This is a genomic window from Dyadobacter sp. 3J3 (genome assembly GCF_009801115.1).
Lineage (GTDB): Bacteria > Bacteroidota > Bacteroidia > Cytophagales > Spirosomataceae > Dyadobacter.
The window spans coordinates 639907-662488 of sequence record NZ_VTOL01000001.1 but is presented as its reverse complement, the minus strand read 5'-3'; the positions used below and the strand labels follow the sequence as shown (position 1 = coordinate 662488).

Annotated in this window: 20 protein-coding genes; 9 read left to right on the top strand and 11 right to left on the bottom strand. The window is 37.2% G+C overall.

Annotated elements, in window-relative coordinates; all coding sequences use genetic code 11:
- Positions 1–124: 124 nt before the first annotated feature.
- Together FZF08_RS02905 and FZF08_RS02900 are read right to left on the bottom strand one after the other, a co-directional pair.
- Entirely contained in the window at positions 125–1240 is a 1116-nt protein-coding gene (locus tag FZF08_RS02905; RefSeq protein WP_159467100.1) for a FecR family protein, read from the bottom strand.
- A 95-nt stretch (positions 1241–1335) separates the two neighbouring features.
- Positions 1336–1977 carry an RNA polymerase sigma factor gene (locus FZF08_RS02900; protein ID WP_159467099.1) on the bottom strand — a complete coding sequence of 214 codons (642 nt, stop codon included), beginning with the start codon at positions 1975–1977 and terminating at the stop codon, positions 1336–1338.
- Between the two features lie 206 nt (positions 1978–2183).
- On the opposite strand from FZF08_RS02900, the gene FZF08_RS02895 reads away from it, so the two are divergent.
- Positions 2184–3254, top strand: coding sequence for a glycoside hydrolase family 76 protein (locus tag FZF08_RS02895; protein ID WP_159467098.1), 1071 nt, complete (start codon positions 2184–2186; stop codon positions 3252–3254).
- 1 nt (position 3255) lies between these two features.
- On the opposite strand, the gene FZF08_RS02890 is transcribed toward FZF08_RS02895, so the two are convergent.
- From FZF08_RS02890 to FZF08_RS02865, 6 genes are all read right to left on the bottom strand, one after another.
- The gene (locus FZF08_RS02890; RefSeq protein WP_159467097.1) at positions 3256–4023 is read right to left on the bottom strand and encodes a glycosyltransferase family 2 protein; all 768 of its coding nucleotides are present in this window, start codon (positions 4021–4023) and stop codon (positions 3256–3258) included.
- A 27-nt stretch (positions 4024–4050) separates the two neighbouring features.
- Complete coding sequence (locus FZF08_RS02885; protein ID WP_159467096.1) at positions 4051–4734, bottom strand: ATP-binding protein; 684 nt, start codon at positions 4732–4734, stop codon at positions 4051–4053.
- 46 nt (positions 4735–4780) lie between these two features.
- A complete protein-coding gene (locus FZF08_RS02880; protein ID WP_159467095.1) occupies positions 4781–5107 on the bottom strand; it encodes a helix-turn-helix domain-containing protein in 327 nt (108 codons plus the stop codon).
- A gap of 27 nt (positions 5108–5134) precedes the next feature.
- Positions 5135–6406, bottom strand: coding sequence for a glycosyltransferase family 4 protein (locus FZF08_RS02875; RefSeq protein WP_159467094.1), 1272 nt, complete (start codon positions 6404–6406; stop codon positions 5135–5137).
- Positions 6403–7146, bottom strand: a complete 744-nt coding sequence (locus FZF08_RS02870; protein WP_159467093.1) for a bifunctional 2-polyprenyl-6-hydroxyphenol methylase/3-demethylubiquinol 3-O-methyltransferase UbiG — start codon at positions 7144–7146, stop codon at positions 6403–6405. The genes FZF08_RS02875 and FZF08_RS02870 overlap by 4 nt, the downstream gene beginning before the upstream one ends.
- 123 nt (positions 7147–7269) lie before the next feature.
- On the bottom strand, positions 7270–7767 hold the full coding sequence (locus tag FZF08_RS02865; RefSeq protein ID WP_159467092.1) for an ORF6N domain-containing protein: 498 nt from the start codon (positions 7765–7767) through the stop codon (positions 7270–7272).
- Between the two features lie 346 nt (positions 7768–8113).
- Between FZF08_RS02865 and FZF08_RS02860 the strand changes: the two genes are divergently transcribed.
- The 4 genes from FZF08_RS02860 to FZF08_RS02845 all read left to right on the top strand — a co-directional run bounded on the left by FZF08_RS02860 (position 8114) and on the right by FZF08_RS02845 (position 13411).
- The gene (locus FZF08_RS02860) at positions 8114–9382 is read left to right on the top strand and encodes a nucleotide sugar dehydrogenase (protein ID WP_159467091.1); all 1269 of its coding nucleotides are present in this window, start codon (positions 8114–8116) and stop codon (positions 9380–9382) included.
- A gap of 181 nt (positions 9383–9563) precedes the next feature.
- Complete coding sequence (locus tag FZF08_RS02855; RefSeq protein WP_159467090.1) at positions 9564–10775, top strand: glycosyltransferase; 1212 nt, start codon at positions 9564–9566, stop codon at positions 10773–10775.
- Positions 10776–10801: 26 nt separating this feature from the next.
- Entirely contained in the window at positions 10802–11902 is a 1101-nt protein-coding gene (gene wecB / locus FZF08_RS02850) for a non-hydrolyzing UDP-N-acetylglucosamine 2-epimerase (RefSeq protein ID WP_159467089.1), read from the top strand.
- Between the two features lie 9 nt (positions 11903–11911).
- Positions 11912–13411: a lipopolysaccharide biosynthesis protein gene (locus tag FZF08_RS02845; protein WP_159467088.1), complete on the top strand. Its 1500-nt coding sequence runs from the start codon at positions 11912–11914 to the stop codon at positions 13409–13411.
- Positions 13412–13484: 73 nt separating this feature from the next.
- Here the strand turns inward: FZF08_RS02845 and FZF08_RS02840 are convergent, their stop codons facing one another.
- Entirely contained in the window at positions 13485–14366 is an 882-nt protein-coding gene (locus FZF08_RS02840) for an FkbM family methyltransferase (protein ID WP_159467087.1), read from the bottom strand.
- A 175-nt stretch (positions 14367–14541) separates the two neighbouring features.
- On the opposite strand from FZF08_RS02840, the gene FZF08_RS02835 reads away from it, so the two are divergent.
- Positions 14542–15186, top strand: coding sequence for an FkbM family methyltransferase (locus FZF08_RS02835; RefSeq protein ID WP_159467086.1), 645 nt, complete (start codon positions 14542–14544; stop codon positions 15184–15186).
- Here FZF08_RS02835 and FZF08_RS02830 read toward each other — a convergent pair.
- Complete coding sequence (locus tag FZF08_RS02830) at positions 15183–15845, bottom strand: hypothetical protein (protein WP_159467085.1); 663 nt, start codon at positions 15843–15845, stop codon at positions 15183–15185. The two genes, FZF08_RS02835 and FZF08_RS02830, sit on opposite strands and share 4 nt — an antisense overlap.
- Before the next feature lie 1006 nt (positions 15846–16851).
- Here FZF08_RS02830 and FZF08_RS02825 point away from each other — a divergent pair.
- Both FZF08_RS02825 and FZF08_RS02820 read left to right on the top strand, forming a co-directional pair.
- Positions 16852–17484 carry a response regulator transcription factor gene (locus FZF08_RS02825; protein ID WP_159467084.1) on the top strand — a complete coding sequence of 211 codons (633 nt, stop codon included), beginning with the start codon at positions 16852–16854 and terminating at the stop codon, positions 17482–17484.
- A 194-nt stretch (positions 17485–17678) separates the two neighbouring features.
- Positions 17679–18329, top strand: a complete 651-nt coding sequence (locus tag FZF08_RS02820; protein ID WP_159467083.1) for a response regulator transcription factor — start codon at positions 17679–17681, stop codon at positions 18327–18329.
- Between the two features lies 1 nt (position 18330).
- Here FZF08_RS02820 and FZF08_RS02815 read toward each other — a convergent pair whose 3' ends face one another.
- On the bottom strand, positions 18331–21516 hold the full coding sequence (locus tag FZF08_RS02815; protein WP_159467082.1) for an ATP-binding protein: 3186 nt from the start codon (positions 21514–21516) through the stop codon (positions 18331–18333).
- A gap of 469 nt (positions 21517–21985) precedes the next feature.
- Here FZF08_RS02815 and FZF08_RS02810 point away from each other — a divergent pair, with 469 nt between their 5' ends.
- On the top strand, positions 21986–22516 hold the full coding sequence (locus FZF08_RS02810) for an RNA methyltransferase (RefSeq protein ID WP_159467081.1): 531 nt from the start codon (positions 21986–21988) through the stop codon (positions 22514–22516).
- Positions 22517–22582 lie beyond the last annotated feature (66 nt).

Sequence of the window (22582 nt, the reverse complement as noted above, 5' to 3'; positions counted from 1 at the left end):
CCCTTTCCGGGGACTTCATCTTAGTGCCAACATAGGTGGGGATTTTCAGTCAGGGTGAATGATGTTGACGCATCGTTCACCTTTTTTGTTTGTTTTCAAATAGTTATGGTTTAGGATTAAATTATTATTGACAAGAATTTCCGGTAATGCTTATTTTGTTTTCACTGGTCTGATAATTCGCTTCAAGTATTGCACAAATCCATTTCAACTTATTATCCAGTGGTTCGTCGCCCAATGTGGCCGTAATGCTGCAATGGGACATAATTTGTTCGTTGTATTCAATATCAATTCCATAAGCTTTTTCCAGTGAAGCTAAAACTTCGGAAACGGGCGTTTCACTATAAGTAAATTTCTGATTTTCAATAGGAATATTCAGTAGTATCGAGCCCGTTACGGATGACCTTACCAACCGGGATTTACTTCTTTCGAATGTCACCTGCTGATTGCAGGTCAGCAAAAGCGCAGATAATTTATTGCCGTTCTGGTACTCTTCTAAATGCTTATCCGTACTGGAAAAAACCGAAACTTTTCCGCTTTTGACGGCTACCAGCACATTCTTGTCGTTTTTATCTGCTTTGATACTGAAACTTGTGCCTAATACCTTGGTTACCAATTCATTGACATATACGAAAAATGGGCGCGCAGGATCTTTGGTTACTTCGAAAAATGCTTCACCCGAGAGTACAACCACACGCTTGTCTGCATCAAATTTTTTGTTGTAACTGATGCGGCTGTTTTTTCTTAGTACTACCGAGCTGCCGTCTGGCAACTGCACATATTTAACCTTGTTATTTTCATTTACAACTTCTATAATCGTTTCAACAGCTTTGTTTAGAGAAAGTTGCTTTTGATTTTCAATAAAAACATTCTGACTTTTAAATTTGACATAAACAAAAAGTCCTGCCACGATCAGAAGTAAAACGGATGCAGCGATGGCTCTGCTATATTGAAACCAATTAAAACTGCCATTCGAAGTTTTTTTTTCATTTTCCCGTCGCTTTGCGATTTCCAGGGATTGACTGACTTTGTAAGCTATATGTTCATCGGTAATCGGGAGGGTTTCATGATGTATAGACAAAAGACTGAATCTTGCCTGTTCCAATGCTTCTTTTTTAATAGCATCTGCCGACGACCAGTCTTTCCAGTATGCATCAAGATCGGAACTCTCTTCCAGTACCCAGGATATGAAATCCGGGTTTTCTATTAATTCCTGAAAAAGTAGGTCGAGCTTGGTATTCATAAACAGCAATACATTTCAACAAGTATATTGCTATTATCTTTTTAATTGGTCTGGATACTCACTTGCCAAACTAAATTTTTAATATTCTTTGAAAATTATAATATTATTTCGAAAAATGAATAAAATATAAAAGAAAAAGATGGGCTTATGGGCCAGATATTGCGGAGGGTGGTAAGAGCTCTTTGTAAGATATTGCTCACGGATTGAGGTTTTATGGCAAGCAACATGCCTATTTCTTCTGATTTTAATCCCTGAAAAAACCTGAGATAAACCACTTCCCTTTGACGTGATGGAAGTTGGGTCATCATTTCTTTTACCTGATTTTTGAGGTGCAGTTCATTTTCATTTTGAATAAAAACTTCCTCGGAAGAGTATTCCGGTGAAATGTTTTCAAACTGGCCGGTTAGTTCAAGTTCATCTGAAAGAGGTTTTAAAGTCTTTATAATTCTGTGGCGGAAGGATTTTAATAAATAGAATTTGACAGAAGGAGTGTCGTTCAGATTTTGACGGTGAAGCCAGAGGTGGATCAGTAAATCCTGTAAAGCGTCTTCTGCAATTTGAACGTTTGGTGTAAACCTTAAACCATAGTGAAGTAAAGTACGGTAGTAACGTGTGGCCAATTCGGTGTAAGCCGCCTCATTTCCATTCCGGAAATTGTCCCAGAGTATTGAATCATCGGTATGGTTTGTGATCTGAGTAAATAGTGATTCTGTTGAAAATGGACATCGTAGAATCAAAAATAGGTAATGGAGATTTTATATAAAATAGTATTTTGAATATTATTAGAATATCAAAATTAAATTGCGTTATACTTCAAGTTTGGCAGCTGTTGTTGCAAGTTTGTGATAAAATAAGAGCACAGGATATGAAATTTGTGGCAAAAGAGTATAATAGATACAGATTGTCACTTTGTATTTTTAAGTATTAACTAAAACATATTTTAATGATTCGGGTTATCTCTTTTCAACTTTTTTTGATCCTGTTATTTTCGATAAAAGCTAATTCTCAGCCATCTGAAATTAACTATAAATCCAGAGTTGATGCGCTCAGCAAAAATATTAGTTCCGTTTTTTACGAACCGGAAACCGGATTATATAAGGAGACAAACGGGAAGAATGATAAATTACATTCCTATCTGTGGCCGCTTTGTGCACTTGTTCAGGCAGCGAATGAAGCAGAACAAATGGAGGCTGGAAAAGAATTTATGAAGCCGGTTTTGGGAGCAATTGCACAATATCATAACACAAATCCACCCGCCCCTGGATATCAGGCGTATGTGACGAAAGAAGAAAAAGACTCCCGTTTTTATGACGACAACCAGTGGATCGCCATTGCTTGCCTGGACGCTTACAACCGAACAAAAAAGAAATCATATCTGGACATCGCAGAGGAAATTTACAGGTTCCAGATGACAGGTTATGATGAAAAGTCGGGTGGGGGATTGTACTGGAAAGAAGATGAAAAGAATACCAAAAATACTTGTTCAAATGGACCCGGAATTTTGGTGGCTTTGCAGTTATACAAGATTACCAAAAACAAAGAATATCTGGCAACAGCCATTAAATTGTACAATTGGACCAATAAAAATCTACGTGCAGCCGACGGTATATTTTATGATGCAATCAAAATTCCGGGTTTGAAAATCGATTCGGCAAAGTATACTTACAACACCGGAACGATGCTTCAATCCAATGTTTTGTTTTTCACGATTACAAAAGAGAGAAAGTATCTTGACGAAGCGGAGTTAATTGCAGTATCTGCGGAAAAATACTTTTATAAAAATAACAAACTGCCCGGTAACTATTGGTTTAATGTTGTTTTGCTGAGAGGCTATGAAGAGCTCTACAAAGTCAATAAAAACAAACAGCAATTCCAGTTTTTTGTCAAAGATGCGGAACGGATCTGGAAAGAAGAAAAAGACGAAAAGGGTTTGGTTGGTACGAAAGATTCTAAAACCCTGATCGATCAATCGGCGATGATGGAAATGTTTGCAAGATTGGATAGGTTGAAATAGTCTACCAATATTTTCCGTTTTTCCGGGCAAACCAAAATCCCCGCCAGAAAATTAATCCATGATTGAATAGCGCTGGTATCAACCCAAAATGTTTTTTGAGTACTTCAAATCTGTCCAACAGAGAACGTCGATGATTTTGGATTGATAGTCCGCCCATGAGGTACCGGCAAAGAACAAAGTCCAGATATTGCGTTTTTTTAGAATTTTTGAGGCAGGAAATTTCCCATTCAATATCAGCGCTGAGGTTTGTATAATCATAAGCCGGAGCAATTTCTTTTTTCGCAATAAAGGATTGGTGACAAACTTTCATCCCCAGAGCAAAATCTTTCCAGGTAAGATTTTTGGGTAAATCGTGTGGAGTAAATTTACTTCTTAATCCAACTTCGCTGCCATTTTCACGAACAAGCAAAGCATCACTGTAATAGACATCAGCGTTACTTTCAAAAGCAAACATTAATTGACTTAAAATATTTTCATCCTGCACTTCATCACCAGCATTCAAAAACCATAAATACTTCCCTGTTGCCAGATTCAAGCCTTTATTCATCGCATCATAAAGACCACGGTCAGGCTCGGAAACTACTTTTGAGATAAAGTCAAATTGGCTGGCAATGGTTAAAGTTGAATCTTTTGATCCTCCATCAATGATCAGGTATTCAACCACGGTTTTATCCACCAGTTTTGCCAAGGCTTTCTCAACACTTTTCAGCGTTCTGGGCAGGTAGCGTTCAGCGTTGTAAGTAATTGTGATAATTGTTAATAAAGGCATTCGTTTCGATTTTTGAATGAATCAGAATCATTCTTCATTTACTATTTCCCAATGACCGCCTTTATCAGGCCCAATCCGGGTAATTATTTTCTGGTCTTTTAACTTTTGTATTTGCCATTCAATTCCTCTCCGGCTTAGTCCTGTTATTTGTTGAATCGCTTTGGTTGTTATACGTGAATCTGATTTAATCAAATTAAGAATGATTTCATCGGTTTTCTCCACAGTTTTCTCCACAGTTTCCTCCACAGTTTTCTCCACAGTTTGTGTAGAAACGATAACTTTAAAACCGTGCTGAAAATTTTCAAAAACGGGTACTTTTAAACCATAACTCAGAAAGGCGTTTTGAATTCTTTTGATACCGGAACCATATTTTTCAATGACGCCTGCTTCTTTGAAAATCGAAGATACCTTTTTATTTCTTGCCTGCGATGTATAATCTCCGCTGATTAATTGCTGGATAGAGATCGATTGCGGTAATGGACCTAGATTGAAAAATTCAATATGATGATCAAAAACTTTCACAGACGAATCACCATAATGCATATAATCCCGGTGGACAATCATGTTAACAATAATCTCCCGAATTGCATTCAGAGGATATTCCCAACGTTCTTCGCGTTGCGGATTTCCGGTAATAATATATTCTTTGTTTATGTGCTTTTTGATGAAAGTCAGCACATCATCAACCTGAGAGAATAAATCATTTCTCAAGGTTAATCCATCTTTAATTAAGGTCGGTGCTGAAAATCTTCCCAGTTCAATTCTTGATCAGTTCAAATTTGTACAAAACCGTTAAGGGGTCATCCTGCAACGGACTTTCTTTTAGTATGTTCGATTTATCGATAAACGAACTGACTTTTTCGAGCGAAATATCTTCCAGTGTGTAATCATTCGTTTTGTTTTTAATTTCATTAAGCCATTGCTGAACAGTCTCTTCGCGGATTATAAAATTCTTGACAGGCTGTCCATCATCATTCTGGCCAGTGAAAATTTGTCCACCTTTGGTGTTTGCAAATGCAACTAACGTTTCAATTACAGCATCGCTGAAACTGCTTTTATATTCGGTATGTGAGTTTTCAGACATAGGTAAAAGATATGGAAAACTGCCTCGTCATTTGTTTTTTAACAATGATTCGTACAGTTTTTCATATTGAGACGCCACAATATTTTCTGCGTAACTTCCCAATACCTTTTCCCGCGCTTTCTCTGAGATTTTTCCTTCCTTATTATTTTCTAAAACCCACTGAATTCCGGTTGCCAGCGATTCCACAGATTTGTATTCTGAAAGATATCCATTTTGCTGATGATCAATCATTTCAGGAATTCCGCCGATATTAAACCCAACTGCCGGCGTTCCACAGGCGAAGGATTCCATGATTGTATTCGGCAAATTCTCTTCCAGAGAAGGTGTGACAAAAACGGATGCTGCATTATAGGCCAGAACAATCTGTTTTATATCGGACAAATGTCCAAGTTTATGTGTCTTAAATGGTAATTGATTTAACACCTCGTCCTCGGCCTGACCGAAAACCAAAAGCTCAATATTTTCTGATAACTCAGGATGGTTGACTTTCAAAAGATTTAAAGCTTCCTGAAAGTATGAAAAACCCTTCATCGGAGCGTTGACGCGCATAGCTGCAAAAAGAATCAAATGTTTGTCAACAGGTAAGTTTAGTTGCTTCCTTGCTTCGGTTTTTGATATAGGAGAAAATACGGTTGTGTCAATCGGATTGGGAATAGATTCAATTTTAAAGTTGGTTAGCAAACTGCTGTTTCGAGCTCTTTTTGATATCCACTGACTGCAACCGACAGCTGTAAACTGATTGGGCTGGTAGGCAGACTTTTTTGAGAGCCAGTCTTTTCTGGATATGTCATTTCCGCCAGGATTTTTCAAAAATTTACAGTTTCCGCATTCAATCTGATAGTTTTCACATGCTCCGCTATGATGACAACCTCCTGTAAAGGGCCACATATCGTGAAAGGTCCAGACGACAGGTTTTCCCAACGCCAATAATTTTTTTATTGACCCTGTTGATAAAAACCCAAAATTAACCCAATGTAAATGAATGATATCGGCATTTTGAACAAGCGGATGTTTGCTTATGTCGACACCGACAATTCCACGATTAAACAGAAAGCGAATTTCCTTGGATCGTTCGTAGGGTAAAAACAAAAGCCGTTCAGCGATAAATCTCGCCCAGACAAATTGTTTTTTTAAAGAAGTATTAGCGATTGTTGTAACAGCCGGATTTTCTGTTTTTTTTTCCTGAACCAGAATATCACCCTGGATAGAGGAATGTTTTTCCAAAGCCTTTTGAAGCCGGGAGCAAGCGATGGCCGCCCCTCCGCTACTATCGCTGGTGTTGATAAAAACTACCTTCATGCACGGGCCGTTATGACAATGTAAGGTGACAATGCCTTTGTTTCAAACGGGAAAAACTTGGAAAATACCTTTAATGTAAACCATGTTGATTTACGAAAAACACGTACCGGGGCGGGCTGCTTATTTTCATTTTCCAGCCAAAGCATGAAACGGCCTGCATAATAAACTTCAATATCTTTCAATCCCAGATTCTGACAAATGTTTCGAAGGTAGACAAGATCCATACTTTCAATATAATGTTTGTCGTAATTGTCGCGGTCAAATGTCTTTTGAAACCAACCGTTTAATCCCTGAAAGTTTGGTAATGAAATAAAAAGGACACCGTTTTCAGAAAGAAACTGGGTATGTTTTTGAATAATTTCCGTTGTGTTTTGAAAATGCTCAATCAAACCATTAGACATCACAAGGTCATATTTTCCAACGGGGGTATAATTGAACAAATCTGCTTCAATTGTTCCGAGGGAACTTTCCGCTATTTGATTCGCCTTTTCGAGATCGTGTAAAATTTTCGGATGAATTACGAAATCCAGTAAATCAGTTTTGATCTTTAAATTTTTGTGCGCCCAAACGGAATAATAACCCGGAAATCCACCGATTTCAAGCAGACTTTTTACCTGGTTCGTGGTTACCAGTTTTTTTAAAAGAGACAAGAATGGATAATTATCTGGGATACTAAAAACGAGTCCGGTCTTACTTTCCCAATAATTCAACCAAAATTCTTTATCCGTCAGGCCATTCATAGATTTAAAAAACAGATTATGCTTATTCGAAACTTTGCAGAAAAGTCAAAGTTACAATTTCGGCGTTAAGATGTCTTTAAAAATATGTGGGAGAAGAAATTTAATTGGTGTTTGATGGAACTGTTATTGGTGACTATTTTTAAATCCTATTGCTTTGCGTTCAGGATTTGGCGGATTTAAAAGGAAATTCAACGCTTCATAAATGTCTTTAAATTTGACCTGCATCTCAATTTCCAGGCTTTCAATGCGCTGTTTCAATTCCGTTGAATCTGAATAATATTGCCTGATCATAACAAAGGCACGCATAATAGTAATGTTTACTTGTAGTGCTTTCTGGCTTTTTAGAATTGTCGAAAGCATTGCAACGCCTTGTTCTGTAAATGCAAATGGTAGGTAACGAAGACCTCCCCAACTTGAGGTCACATTTTGTGACCTCAAGTTTTCCATTTCGATTTTTGTGAGTTCAAACATGAAATCTGAGGGGAATCGGTCAATATTTCGTCTTACAGATTGTTTTAAAACTTTGGTTTCAACTTCATACATTTCTGCCAAATCAAAATCCAGCATAACTTTTTGTCCACGAAGCGTGAATACCTTGTTTTGTATAGCGATCAGTTCCATAAGTTCAGTTTTTGAAATTGTATAGAATACTGAAAAATTGTTTTTAGGTCACAGCTATTTAACCATTCTCTAAGGTCACAATTTGTGACCTTAGAGAATGGTATTACGGTTTTGTAATTTTATAATATAAATCTATCACAAAATCTACATCTGGGGACTGTTTAGAATCTTGGAAATTGTATCTGAATCAGGCTTCATTGCCATTCTTTAAGATCACAATTTGTGATCTTAAAGAATCTATATTCTGCTCATGATTTCACAATCCCAATATCACAGATTCTCCCAAAATTTTCTGATCATAATTAATATGGCTAGTTTTATGTCCTCGTTTTAAATTTTACCAAAAATGTTGTCAGAAATTGCTGCAAGTAAAATTGCAATTATTGGTCTTGGTTATGTTGGTCTGCCGTTGGCGGTAGAATTCAGCCGGAAATATTCAGTGCTTGGTTTTGATATCAACAAGGAGCGCGTTTCCGAATTGAAACGTGGATATGACAGAACGCAGGAAGTTTCTTCGGAGGATTTACAACGTGTTCAGGATCTACAATTTTCAGACGAATTGTCAGCGTTGGCAAGTTGTAATATATTCATTGTAACGGTTCCGACGCCTATTGATAACTACAAAAAACCGGATCTTGGTCCACTTTTGAAAGCCAGCGATACAGTTGGGAAGGTGTTGAAAAAAGGTGATATCGTAATTTACGAATCGACCGTTTATCCGGGTTGTACCGAAGAAGATTGTGTTCCTGTTTTGGAAAGAGTAAGCGGATTAAAGTTTAATGTTGATTTCTTCTGCGGTTACTCTCCTGAACGTATTAATCCGGGTGACAAAGTGAATACGTTAACCAAAATTAAAAAAGTTACGTCGGGGTCCACGCCGGAAATTGGCGAATTTGTCAATACGTTATATGGTTCTATCATCGAAGCCGGAACACATTTGGCATCAAGTATTAAAGTTGCTGAAGCTTCCAAAGCGATTGAAAATGCACAGCGCGACGTCAATATTTCCTTCGTTAATGAATTGGCATTGATCTTTGACAGGATGGGAATTGATACGACGGAAGTTTTGGAAGCGGCCGGAACGAAATGGAATTTCCTGAAATATAAACCAGGTTTGGTAGGCGGGCATTGCATTGGCGTTGACCCTTATTATCTGGCTTATAAGGCAGAATCGCTTGGTTATTATCCGCAGGTAATTCTTTCGGGCCGTCGCGTTAATGATATGATGGGCGTTTTTGTCGCTAACAAACTGGTCAAACTTTTAATCAAAAAAGGACATAAAATAGAAGGCAGCCGCGTATTGATTTTGGGTATTACCTTTAAGGAAAATTGCCCGGATATTCGAAATACGCGTGTTGTTGATGTATATAAAGAATTGAAAGATTTCGGTATGCAGGTTGACGTGTATGATTCCTGGGCTTCGGCAGAAGAGGTAAAGCATGAGTATGATATCAATTTATCAGACAAACCAAACGGCAAATATGAAGCGGTTGTATTAGCCGTTGCACATGATACTTTTAAAGAATTAAAACTGACTGATTTTACGAATACAAATTCAGTTCTTTTCGACTTGAAATCGACACTACCAAAAGATTCTGTTGATTCTCGATTATAAAATTGGCTCAGCAAGCGAGGTCATATCAAATTGGTTTCGCTTGTTTTGAGTTTTAAAAACTTCAAATTTCCCCGCGCTACTTTTATAATCATTGTATTAAAGTAAGCGAAACATTTCTTCCCCTCTTAAAATTGTCTGCGAATGTGTACTTTTGCAGGAATTACCACAAGATTTCTGACGCATGCGTGTTTGTTTTGTTATGGCGGGGTTGCCGCATTATTTTGCATTGATATTGAATAAAATGGTTTCTGACTATGGAATCGAAGTTCTTCTCGTCAAACCTACCCAACAAAGCAAAGCCCTTGGCGCCGGTGTGAAGGAAGATAAATCAGCCGCAAACTTTCGGTTGATAGAACTTCCCGAGTTTACAACCTGGTACGGAAAGTCTTTTTTTGAAAATCTTATCCCGACTTTACAGGAAATAAAACCAGACATAATAGTAATGTCATCCTGGCCGTATTTTCTGCAACTGGTACTGAATCCTCCGTTTTATTTCAAGCTAAAAAAAATCGGTGCAAAATTAATTTGTCGCGATATTCCTTTTAATACGGCTTATTGGGGGAAAAGCCAGGAGTATTATTATTCCGGACAAAATATTACCGAAGATCTTGATGCTAATAAAAAGAACTGGAAAGGCGCACTTTATTTCCGTGCAATAACCTGGCTTAGAAAATTATATCTTCCCCTGGCGGATGCGCATATCAATTATTATGATGAAGGCCGGGATATTATTGGAAGTTACGGCGTGCCCAAAGAGAAAATATTTATTGCAGCCAATTCTCCTGATACAGACGAATTGCTCACCGCTTATGAGGAAGTTTTAAAACAGCCTGATATTTTGCCTGCTAATCCGCACCGCGTTATTCATGTAGGAAGATTGGTGAAATGGAAACGTGTGGATATGTTGATTCAATCGGTTAAAGATTTGAAAAGATTTTTCCCCGATATTGAACTGGTCGTTGTTGGGTTCGGTCCGGAGGAAGAAAATCTTAAAAAACTTGCTGAAAAACTTGAAGTGATCGATCATGTAAAATTCGTCGGAGGCGTGTATGACGCACTTGCATTGGGTAAATATCTGCATGTTTCGTCAATCTATTTACTAGGCGGCATGGGCGGATTATCGATTAACGATGCCATGTGTTTTGCCAAACCTGTTATTTGTTCCGTTGCCGATGGTACAGAAAGACGTTTGGTGAGAGATGGATACAATGGTTATTATTTTGAAAACGGAAATCAGGAAAGTCTGAACCTTAAAATGAAAACGTTGCTACAAGATCCCGGAAAAATCAGCACCTTTGGTGTGAATTCGTTGCGCATAATAAAAGAAGAAATCAATATACACAGTGTGCTGAAAGAATACATGGTTGCTTTCAATTATGTTCTGGCGCACTGATCTGTTTAAATTCTGTTGATTAAAAAATGAAAATCCTGAGTATTGTTGGTGCCCGTCCTAACTTCATGAAAGTGGCTCCGTTGCACCGCGCTTTTTTACAGCATCCTGAAATCGATTCAAAAATCATTCATACCGGTCAGCATTACGATGCCCGTATGTCGGATGTATTTTTTAATCAGCTTGAATTGCCAAAACCTGATTATTTCCTGGGTATCGGCGGAGGTTCGCATACGCAGCAGACGGCCAAGATTATGATCGAATTTGAGCAGGTGATGCTGGCTGAAAAACCGGATGTTGTCTTGGTGGTAGGGGATGTAAACTCAACGATTGCCTGCGCAATGGTGGCTGTGAAAGAACATATTCCAGTCGTTCACGTAGAAGCAGGATTAAGAAGCGGAGATCGTGGAATGCCGGAAGAAATCAACCGGATCATGACCGACTGCATCGCAGACGATCTTTTTGTGACAGAACAAGCAGGAATTGACAATCTGAAAATAGAAAATATTCCGGATACGAAAGTGCATTTTGTCGGAAACGTGATGATTGATTCTTTGGTACATTATCGTCAAAAAGCGTCGACATTGACACTTGTAAAAGATCTTGGTTTAGAGCCGAAGTCGTATGTTTTGATGACGATGCACCGTCCAAGTAACGTAGATTTTCAGGAAGGACTGACCAATATTTTAAAGATCATCAAAGAAACTTCAAAAAGCAAAACCGTCCTTTTTCCTGTTCATCCAAGAACGCTGAAAAATATGGAAACCTGGGGTTTGCTGGATGAACTGCAAAGTCTTGAAAATGTAATTTTAATGGAGCCGCAGGGTTATCTTGAATTTTTACATTTAATGGAAAACTCTGCTTTGATCATCACCGATTCAGGCGGAATTCAGGAAGAAACAACGTATCTGCAAGTACCATGCCTTACCTTCCGTGCAAGCACAGAACGCCCGGTAACAGTGGAATTGGGAACAAACATTTTACTAAGTGACCTGGATCCAATTTCTGTTGCTGAGAAGGTACAGGATATCCTTGCCGGAAGGGTGAAAGAAGGCATAATTCCTCCGTTTTGGGACGGACGTGCCGCTGAACGTATCGCAGAAATATTGATCCAAAAATACGCTAACTAGACTTTCAGAGTGGGAATCGTTGTTCGTCAGAGTCTTAAAGCAGGTCTTGGATCATACATTGGTGTAGGGATTGGTATAGTCAATCAGATGTATGTTTCTACGAAATTTCTATCCGTAGAACAGCTGGGACTTTCCCGTTTGCTTTTGGAAAATAGTTTGCTTTTTGCAGCTTTTGCTCATTTGGGAACTCCCTTTATTGCGGACAAATTTTTCAGTCTTTTCCGTGATGATGAAGAAGGGCATAACGGGATTCTTCCTTTTTTGCTTTTTCTCCCATTCATTGGTGGAATTATTTTTGGGATTTTTTACCTGATTTTTACACCGGCGATCCATGCATATTTCGCAGAAAACTCGCCGATGCTGTTGAAATACCATTTTCTGGTTATTCCGTTAACGACATTCTGGATTTACATCACAGTGCTCGAAGCGTATTGCCGGAACAATTCACGGATCGCTGTCCCTAACTTTATTCGTGAAGTTTATCTCAAAATAGCGAATGTTCTGCTGATCCTGATGTTTGGATTCGGCTGGCTTAGTTTTGAAGTAATGCTTTACTTATACGTCGCTTCATATGGTCTGGCAATAATTATCCTTTTTGGATATATCAAACAGATCGGGAAATTGTACTGGCGGCTTCCAAACAAAAAAATATTGACCAAACAGTTGGTGCGCCAAATGCTTGGATATGGCAGTTTTACTTTACTTGGTGGACTTGGTGTTAGTCTAATGCTCTTCATCGACCGAACAATGGTGGCCGGTGAAAAAGGTCTGGTCAGTGCAGGAATTTTCATCATTGCAACTTACCTCGCGGGAATTATAGAAATTCCGAGGAAGGCCATTGCGCAGATTTCTATACCCTTAATTTCTGCTGCGTTAGTAAAGGGAGATTATGCACATGTTCGCACAATGAACCAGAAATCAGCGTTGAACCAGCTTATTGCCGGCGGTGTAGTATTTTTACTGATCTGGTCGAATATTGATGATATCTTCTTTTTGATCCCCAAGGGAGCAACCTATGGAGCAGGGAAATATGTAGTGCTCTTTCTTTCTATGGTCAAGGTTTTTGATATTGCCACAGGCTTGAATACAGAGATTATTATGTATTCAAAATTCTTCAAATTTTCAACTTTGTTTATTATTGTATCCGCTGTTGTTGGACTTCTGCTGAATATCTGGCTCATACCAATTTACGGAATTCTTGGTGCTGCGATCGCTACTGCTTTGACCACTTTTGTTTATTCCATGGCGCGTATGATCTTTGTTTGGCGCAAATTTGGCGTTTTGCCTTTTACCAACAAAACGATTCAGGTAGCGATCATACTGGTCATACTGTACGGTTTGACCTTATTGACGCCGGAGTATCATAAAACCATTTTGTCATCCATGTTCATGATGGCTCTACGTTCTTCAATTATTCTTTTGCTTTTTATCGTTCTTATCGTTCGATTTAAAATTTCAGAAGAAATAAACGATCTCGTAACCGGTTTGCATAAAAGGTTTTTGAAATAATTTTGCAATAAAATTTCGGCTCAACCGTCATTTCTATTCTTACGATAATATGAAAAGCTGATCGCCAACCGCCCTATATCAAATCATTCCCCAATTTAATTTTTCTCGATGTTTTAATCCGTTTTTCGACAAAAGCAAGATCACGGATATAAATCGTGTTCTCAGGATTCGTAGCGGTTATTTTAGTTAGTTTCCTTTCAGCAGGGAAATAATTATAAGGCACAAAACCAAGGCTCAAAAGTTTGTCATGGATATAATTCTGGCCAAATTCGTATTGATCTGAAAGGCCGTTAGTTTCCATGATAATAATTTTCAACTCCGGTCTTTCCAATGTTTTTGAGGCACCGTTGATTACATTGGCTTCAAAACCTTCCACATCGATTTTTAATAAATTAATGTTCTTATCAACCAACAGATTATCCAGCGAATTTACCGGGACTTCGGTAACCGGACCGCCAAAGGTTGTATCATTAATCACGTGATTGATCGCATCCAGAGAATTTGAGAAAATCAAAATTTCCTCTTTATCGCCAACGCCCAGGTTATAAAGCTCCGAGCGGTCTTGTAAATTATTGTAATTGATATTGCGTTTCAGGTTCGCAAAAGTTGAAGGAATCGGTTCAAAGGATAAAGATTTTGCGCCGGTAATTCCCGATGCCAGAACGGAATAAACGCCGATATTGGCGCCCACGTCCACAAATGTATCTTCCGGACGCAGGTAATGCATCACAAAAAGCATCTCATTTGTATCGTATAAGCCGGTATAAATTTGCAGTTCCGCGCTCGACATGCCCTTATCCACAACCAGCGAAACATGCTCGACAAACGGATAGACCATCGGATGTTTATGTAAGCGAATGACCAGGCCTCTTTTGAAGAGTGTCATCAATGCTTTTACCTTTCTGTCTTTGTTTAAAGGGTGGCCCAGAACCGTCTTTATCGTTTTTAATTTCATTCTAAAACTGAGGGATTTTGAAATTATTCCCGCTATCAATACAAATATTAAAATTGAGTGCTAATGTAGTATATTTGCACCCCCTATGCAAAATTGGAGATTCGGAGCACCATCGGAAATTTCAAAATTTGAGGGTCAAAATTGTTATAAATATCTTTCGGAATAAGCGAATAAAATGGTTAAGTTTTTAAAAAAGCAGAGTTGGGGACTTCTAAATTCAGTAGGTTTTGGCGGAGCCGTTCAACTTTATCTGAAAAGTGCTTTGAAAGAATACGGTTGGTTCAGGAGTTTTCATTCCAAACAATCTGTTGACGCTGCCGGAAATCCATTGCCTTGGTATACCTATTCATTTATCTTTTTTCTTGAACCAAGAATCAAGCCGCATTTTGAAGTTTTTGAATATGGTTCGGGAAATTCTACGCGTTGGTACGGAGCTCGTGTGAAACATATCGCTGCCGTTGAACATGACGCACAATGGATCGAAATCATTAAATCAAAACTTCCCGCAAACTCCACCGTTTTCTCTCGTCCCCAAGGAGATTCTTATGTTGAAGCTGTAAAAAACGAAGGAAAAAAATATAACATTATTGTCGTTGACGGCCGCAATCGCGTAAAATGTACTGCTTTTGCTGCTCAGTACTTAACGGAAGACGGCGTCCTAATTTTGGATAACTCAGAGCGCGACTGGTATCAGCCAGCAAAAGATTTTATGACAAAAAAAGGGTATAAAAGCATCGATTTTCGTGGAATGTTACCGATTGTTGGCCATGAAAGCTGCTCAACGGTTTTTTACAAAGAGGGGAATTGTCTGGGTATTTAATTCAAAGATTTTAATTGCTTTTGATAGCTAATTTTAAATGATTTTATTCCGCCAAGATTTTTCTTAAATTTTAAAAGACCAGGTTTTTCGTTGCCATTACTATCCAGCGAAACGCCCAGATCAAGAATCCCTATTTCTTCTTTTTGACAATAGTTATAAACTGTTTCCATGAGGTATACCATCGGACTGAAACTTTTGTAGGTAGCGAGATCAGCTGGCATAAAATTATATAATATGCCTTTACAAACTAAAATTGTAACTGTCAGAGCAATTATTTTACCTTCAATTTTTACTACAAATATCTTGCACTGCTTCGGAAAATTATTTATCAATGATTCCAATTGTTCAAATGTCATCGACATCAAATATCCTTTGGCTATTCTGCTTTCTTTAATAAAGGTATAAACAATTTCAATATCCGGCTCGTCGTATAAGCCTGCGCGAAAGCCTGATTTTTTGCATTTGGCTAGTCTTCTCACCTCAGCATAATTAATATTCCGAAAAAATGGGGATTGGGAAATTTGGATGTGATAATTGATGAGCTTATCGTTGATATTATAACCCAAAAATGCGTAAGTTTTGGAAATTAAACTATTTTTTGAGGTTGGATTATAACAGGTTGGAGAAGTTTTTACAATCAAAATGGGTTCAGTTTGCATTGAGAACCAATTTTCAACACACCGCAGCAGAAAAATCAGCTCCTCCGCATTACATTTTTCGTCACATTGAATCCCACCGAAAGGAGCATGTGTCCGAGAGATAAAATTGTTATCATTCTTAGAAAAGTGAATGCAGGCAACAGAAGGAAGCTCTTCTATCCGAAACAGATAAAATGAAAATGTTTTAGTAGTATTTGTCTCATTCAGATGGCTTGCTGTTTGATACAAAAAAGCCTCAAAAGACAAGGGAATGTCTGTGACGAAATGCTGGATATACAGTCTTGTTTCCAGACAGTTTTCAGACCATTTAAAATCCGGATTTTTCAAATTATTATAGTGTGTATTTTTTTCTTAAGGACAATCCTGGATTAAATGGTTACCTCAGGGATTTTTATTAGTCTAACAGATATGTAAATTTAAATTATCTATTTTTAATTTTCTCACAAGTTATTGAGTAAAAGAGATTTGGTATGATTTTCTTTTACTTTTTTATAGTCGAAAAGTAATTAAATACTGGAATCGAAAATTATTTGATAATTATAATGAGTTGTATATTAACAAATTAGTTGATGGGATAAGGAAAGTAGAGCCATCTTTTTTTCTTTGTAGCATCATTTCTTGTTTCTTTGTAGATATTTATAGGTTTTTTTGTCAAATTATCTTTGTAAATTATCGCTATTATTATCTTATTGTTAAAAAATGAAAATAGAATCTTTTAATGCAAGTCAAATAAAGAAGTTATCCGATTTTTTTAAGCGTGTTTAAGGTTAAAATATTTGTATTAAATAATTTTATTTTTTAATCAAAAATTAGAATTTCAAATGTAGTTTGTTTAAACATTCTATTTTATTTTTAAAAAATGAAGTGATTTTGCCGTTTTTTTTAAAGTTATAATATCTGTATACCAGGCATTTAGAATTTATCTAATAACTTAGTGATTAGATAAATAATTAATTCTAACTTTGGGGTAATACTATTTCTACTGTCATTAGTATATAAAATTTTCATGAAGCACATACTTATTGCCGAGGATCACGCAGTGGTCCGAATCGGAACAAAACACCTCTTAAAGTCCCTTATTCCTGAATCTCAGATTACAGGCGTAGATACTTTTCAGAAGGTCTTGCTGGAGTTGGGCAACCAAACATTTGATCTTCTTATACTGGATATTAATATTCCAGGTGGAAATAATACGAAAATGATTGAGACGATCAGGATCAAACGTCCTGATATCCGCATACTTATGTTTTCAAGTTATGATGAACAGTTGTATGGTTTATTATATCTTCAGGCAGGTGCGGATGGATATTTGTCCAAAGATGCAGCAGAGGATGAGTTTAAAACTGCTGTGTTGAGCGTGCTTGATAACAAGAAATATATGAGTGCTGATATGCAGCAAATCAATATCAACAGGCTTATCAATCCTAAAGAGTTTCTTCCGGATCCAATTGTGAGTCTTTCTCCGCGAGAGAAGGATGTCATGAATTTACTCAAAGAAGGTTTGGGTACAGCAAAAATCGCGGAAAAATTAAATCTTCAGCTTTCAACAGTAAGTACTTATAAAGCACGCATCTTTGAAAAGATGGGTGTTAAAAATATTGTTGAATTAATAACAAAAATTAAGTTAATAGACAGTTGATACCTATAATTTGATATTTAAAAAGAAGCAGATACTCCGGTAATTTTACCAGATATCTGCTTCTTTTTATTTGATATCCTCAAATCATAAATAGATTTGAAACAGCGGAATAAATGCTTACCGTTGCAAAGAAATATTCATGGTTAGCAGCTGTTTTAGCTATCAATTTTGCTTGTAACCTACTCTAACGTATAATGAAAAGAATTTTAATCGTGGAAGATCATGCCATCGTAAGAATGGGTATAGATTTTATTATTACCGACTTATTTCAGCCAGTAGATGTGCATCAGGTTTCTAATTTTATTGATGCAATAGCGCTTATTCAAAAAAATATTTTTGACCTCATTGTACTGGATATAAATATCCCCGGTGGAGAAAATAGTAGAATGATCAACAAAATCAGGGGTATTCAGCCAAACGTTAAAATTTTGGTATTTTCCGGTTCGGAAGAGGAAATATATGCGTTACATTATATTCACGCCGGCGCAAACGGATTCCTTTCCAAAGGGGCTTCCGAAGATGAATATAAAGCTGCGATTATGGCAGTAATCAACAACGGGAAGTATGTTAGTGGAAAGGTTCAGCAGCAAATGGTGAAAAACATCCTGGACAGTAAATACGCAAGTTCTAACCCGCTTGAAGATTTATCCAAACGTGAACTGGAAGTAATGCATTTGTTGGCTCAGGGAAAATGGACCAAAGAAATTGCCACGCTTTTGAATCTTAAAGAGACTACAATTAGTACTTATAAGGCAAGAATTTTCGAGAAACTGGAAGTAGCAAATATTATTGAAATGTTTAAAAAACTGGAATTGTACAAAACCAAAGATTTTGACCTGAATTAATTCACATAGTTTTGCTTTTAGGGAAAATAAGATGCACTTGCGTTCCTTTATTTTTTTTAACGCGTAAACCTACATTAAGGAGCATTGCTAATTCCTTCACAATAGTCAGTCCCAGTCCGTTGTAATGAATCGAAATTGACTTGGACTTTTCGAAAGAATCTGTTTTTGAAGGTGTGTTAAGCCAATTAAGAAGTTCGTCAGGCATTCCTGGCCCTGTGTCCGAAATGATAAGATGGGTTTCTGCGTCCATAACGGCTGTACGGATGTTAATGTTGGCATTGAAGGAGAATTTATTCGCATTATCAATCAGGTTGTGTACGATAATACCGAGCAATTGAGCATTAGTAACAACATTTACCAAAGGTTCCACTTCGTTGGTAAATTGATTCGAGCGTTCATGGATTACGTGTTCAAAAATTTTGAACTTTTCCGACAAAGAGTTAAAAAGATTAGTCTCTTTAAATTCGATATTACTTCCATAAACCTGTGTTTTCACATAGGCTATAAGGTTTTCTAATAAATTGTACATTTGATCGGTGGACTGCTCAATGGTTTTTCCAAGCTTCGCAACGGCATCTATTTTTTCATTTTCCAGCATGTTTTCTATTCTTCCCGCAGCATTAGAAACAAATTTCAAAGGTGTTTTTATATCATGCGACATTGAGGCGATGAGACGTGTCTGGATATGCATCTGACGGTGCAATTCCCGTTCGGATTTCTCCAATGCGCTAAATGTATGTTCAAGTTTTCGGGTCCGTCTAGCGATTTTAATTTCCAACAAGCGATTTTCTTTTTTGATAATCCTTAATCTAAGACGAATAAATAGATAAACAGCAAAGATAAAAAGGAATAAAGCTGCTATTCTAAACCATTGAGTTTCGTACCAATCTGGCGGTACCAAAATCGATATTTTTTTGTACATATAGTTATCGCGCCCAAAGCCATTATTCTTTCGGATAAACAAGGTATAATTTCCCGCATTCAAACGGCCGATCGGAATCGTTGTATTGGTCGCTTCAACATCGAGCCATTGATCGGGCACCGTTTTAGAATGAGCTTTTTCTACAAGAGCATAAGAAATATTAAGGTCTGCCGGATTTCCAAAGTAGGCTGTGGTAAGATGAATTTTTATATTTTGCGGATTGAGTGGGAATTTAATCGAGTCTCCGGATGCGGCTATACTCTTTCCGCCAACCTCATAACGATCCAGGATAATATTTTTGTCAGGTAATTCAATGGTTATGTTTTCAGGTATAAACCAAACTAACCCATCCAGGGAGGGTAATGAAAAGTAGCCATTAGGCAATCTCAGGGCGCAGGGTTGGCAGCCACCATTAAATTCATTGGTATAAAATCCCTGCTCTTTAGTGAAGTGCATGGAGAAAATGCTTTTATGTTCGGAAGCAAAATGATTCGCGGCATAATCCAGTAAATCTTTTTTAGCTATGCGAAAAAGGCCTTTGTTGGTAGTGAGCCAGAAATAGCCAAGTTTATCCGGGAAAATGCAATGTGCCCCACTCAGATATTTATGTTTATCCAACGGAAATTTAATAAGCTTGTTTTTGGAAAATAGAAAAAAACCATCTTCATAAGTTGTGATCCAGATTTCCTTTTCGTCCGTGTTTTTGGCATCTGCGGATGAAGAAATGAAAAGACTCCTCACGTAAAGTTTTTCTGTTCCTTTTACGAAAATCAGTTTTTTAGAAAATAGATTAAGTAGGAAAAGTCCGTGAGCGGTACCTATAACAAGCGTTTGAGGTGTTTTTTGAAGAATAAAAGATATTCTGTCCAATGGACCTTTTATAAATTGTCTGGGTGCTGGTTCTTGATCGGATAGATTGATACAGAATAAGCCGGAACTTCTTGTTCCGATCCAGATGGTTCCTTTTTCATCCTCGTATAGATGGTTAACCTCTGTTTTTAAATCCCATTTCCCTGTCATTTTTCTGCCCTTAGTATTATAACAGAAAAGAATATTCCCGCTTTTTCGCCAGATATTGCCTTTTTTGTCTGTTATAATTCCATATCCGTCTGCTGTTTTCTCAGATTGGATCAATGGATAGTCCTTAAGAATCACTTTTTTGTTTTCCAGCGATTTACCGACAATATATCCTTTTGGTGTAATAACTGAATTCGAGTCAAATATGGCCTGCCCGTAAAATACATTTTGCAGATCATTCCCCTTGGTTCTCAGCGTGTAAAATGATTTGTTTTTTAAAACAAATAAACCCTTTGTAACACTTCCAAGGAAAAGCCGATGGTTTTTTGTATCATAATGGATTGTGGTAATATTATTTTTAACGAAGTCAAAATTGTTGACGAGCAATGCAGTTTTCAGTATGCCACCGGGCCCTTCTTGTAGGGCATAAAGTTTTTTATCGATGTAAATAAAAACCTGATCCGATATATTGTTCCAGTAAATTTTCCCATTCAGTTTTCCCGGGACATAATTTGCGTCCGTTTTTATATCACCGGTTATGGAAAGATCTCTCAAACCGCTTTTGTCAATTCGTACGAATTTACCGTCTGTGTAAGTATAAAGATTTTTTTGAATTGTGAAAAAATTCCAGGGTAAAGGCGTTTTAATCGTATAATCGTATATTTTTTTCCAATTTGAATAGTATTCAATTTTTTGACGCTCACAGATAAAGAAATTTCCTTCACCTTCCGAAACTGTAATAATATAATAATCAGGATTTAGCCAGTCCCTTAAATAGTTTGGTGAACCATTTGACAGAAGTACATTTTCTCCCGAATTATTTAAATGTGGAATCGAACGAATTCTATTTGTATACAGCGTGTCTATTGAGGCCTTTCCTGCTTCTATTCGAACGAACTGGTAGCCTTCAGCAACCGCATACAATTTCCGGGATTTATTATCTTTTTTACCACCTTCAAGGCTGGGCTGAAGCATGGAAAACCGATTGTAGGTGATCGGTAGATTTGACTTATCAAAAGTGAAAAAGTTTTGCCCGTCAAACCTTACCAGGCCTGTTTCAGTTGTAAGCCATATAAAGCCTTCTGAATCAGCTGAAATGTTTTTTACACTATTCTGAGGAAGTCCGTTATCTTCAGTATAATATTTTACAGTGTAATCGTCCTGATCATTTGTTTGGAGTTGAGCAAAAATGTACTTATTACTTGCCAGGATTAGTAAAATTACGAGGATAACCGGGTATTTCTTCACTATTTTGAGAGTAAAATATTAATAACAATCCGATTCGTTATTCAATAGACGTCGGATTATACCGCAAGTAACGCTAAGATAATAAAACAGAGTTGTTATTATTATTATCTAATAGATGTAGTAATATTTTAATATTTCCAGTAGTAGAATATTATGCCTGGGGCTGTTTAATTTTAAGTGATTGCTAAGACGTTTATATTTGTTTTTAAACAGTTTGTATTTAAATTATTATGCTTTTTACCTAGTCTTTCAATAGTCAGTCATCGGTGAATCTAGTTGCGACTAAATTTAGTTTAAAGCATCAGTCTGGCAGTCGGCAGTCTCGCCGAAAGCTTAACAGCCAATAATCTGAGGAGCGCATTCGTGAAAAAGACCATTATATGGGGATTAATTTTTTTACTGTTTTGAAATTATTCGTTGTAGGTTTGTTTTTAGTTTCATTAGTATATTTTTATCGAAATCAATTGCAATGCGTAAACTGCTCATTGAAGAAATGAACCGTTTGTCGGTTGAAGAATTTAAGGAATCGGACAAATTTCCTTTTGTTATTGTCCTTGACAATATCAGGAGCCTAAATAACATCGGATCTTTTTTTAGAACGGCAGATGCTTTCAGGGCCAGGAAAATGATTTTGTGCGGTTACACACAAAATCCGCCGCACAGAGAAATTACTAAAAGCGCGCTTGGTGCCGAAAATGCGGTGATCTGGGAAAAGGAGGACAGTACTTTACAGGCTGTATTGAAATTGAAAGAAGAAGGATATCAGGTTTTTGCTGTTGAACAGGCGGAGGGTAGTACATTGCTTCAAAATTTTACTCCCAAACTGAATATTCCGTGTGCATTTGTGTTTGGGAATGAAGTAGAAGGCGTGGCAGACGACGTTATTGATGTATGTGACGGGTGCGTTGAGATACCACAATTTGGTACGAAACATTCGTTTAATGTGTCAGTATCGGCGGGAATCGTACTATGGGAATTTATCAAGAAAAATTTAACATAAATATAACACGTTTTATTTGCTCTTCTGGATTTATTAGACGGTATTTGCAGGTTGAAAGACAAGAGT

Excerpts from the sequence above, each read along its gene's own strand:
- FZF08_RS02820 (WP_159467083.1), top strand. The coding sequence starts at position 17,679 with ATGAAAAGAATTTTAATCGTGGAAGATCATGCCATCGTAAGAATGGGT.
- FZF08_RS02860 (WP_159467091.1), top strand. The coding sequence starts at position 8,114 with ATGTTGTCAGAAATTGCTGCAAGTAAAATTGCAATTATTGGTCTTGGT.
- FZF08_RS02840 (WP_159467087.1), bottom strand. The coding sequence starts at position 14,366 with ATGAAATTAAAAACGATAAAGACGGTTCTGGGCCACCCTTTAAACAAA.
- FZF08_RS02855 (WP_159467090.1), top strand. The coding sequence starts at position 9,564 with ATGCGTGTTTGTTTTGTTATGGCGGGGTTGCCGCATTATTTTGCATTG.
- FZF08_RS02835 (WP_159467086.1), top strand. The coding sequence starts at position 14,542 with ATGGTTAAGTTTTTAAAAAAGCAGAGTTGGGGACTTCTAAATTCAGTA.
- FZF08_RS02825 (WP_159467084.1), top strand. The coding sequence starts at position 16,852 with ATGAAGCACATACTTATTGCCGAGGATCACGCAGTGGTCCGAATCGGA.
- FZF08_RS02895 (WP_159467098.1), top strand. The coding sequence starts at position 2,184 with ATGATTCGGGTTATCTCTTTTCAACTTTTTTTGATCCTGTTATTTTCG.
- wecB (WP_159467089.1), top strand. The coding sequence starts at position 10,802 with ATGAAAATCCTGAGTATTGTTGGTGCCCGTCCTAACTTCATGAAAGTG.
- FZF08_RS02875 (WP_159467094.1), bottom strand. The coding sequence starts at position 6,406 with ATGAAGGTAGTTTTTATCAACACCAGCGATAGTAGCGGAGGGGCGGCC.
- FZF08_RS02880 (WP_159467095.1), bottom strand. The coding sequence starts at position 5,107 with ATGTCTGAAAACTCACATACCGAATATAAAAGCAGTTTCAGCGATGCT.
- FZF08_RS02810 (WP_159467081.1), top strand. The coding sequence starts at position 21,986 with ATGCGTAAACTGCTCATTGAAGAAATGAACCGTTTGTCGGTTGAAGAA.
- FZF08_RS02865 (WP_159467092.1), bottom strand. The coding sequence starts at position 7,767 with ATGGAACTGATCGCTATACAAAACAAGGTATTCACGCTTCGTGGACAA.
- FZF08_RS02870 (WP_159467093.1), bottom strand. The coding sequence starts at position 7,146 with ATGAATGGCCTGACGGATAAAGAATTTTGGTTGAATTATTGGGAAAGT.
- FZF08_RS02890 (WP_159467097.1), bottom strand. The coding sequence starts at position 4,023 with ATGCCTTTATTAACAATTATCACAATTACTTACAACGCTGAACGCTAC.
- FZF08_RS02830 (WP_159467085.1), bottom strand. The coding sequence starts at position 15,845 with ATGCAAACTGAACCCATTTTGATTGTAAAAACTTCTCCAACCTGTTAT.
- FZF08_RS02905 (WP_159467100.1), bottom strand. The coding sequence starts at position 1,240 with ATGAATACCAAGCTCGACCTACTTTTTCAGGAATTAATAGAAAACCCG.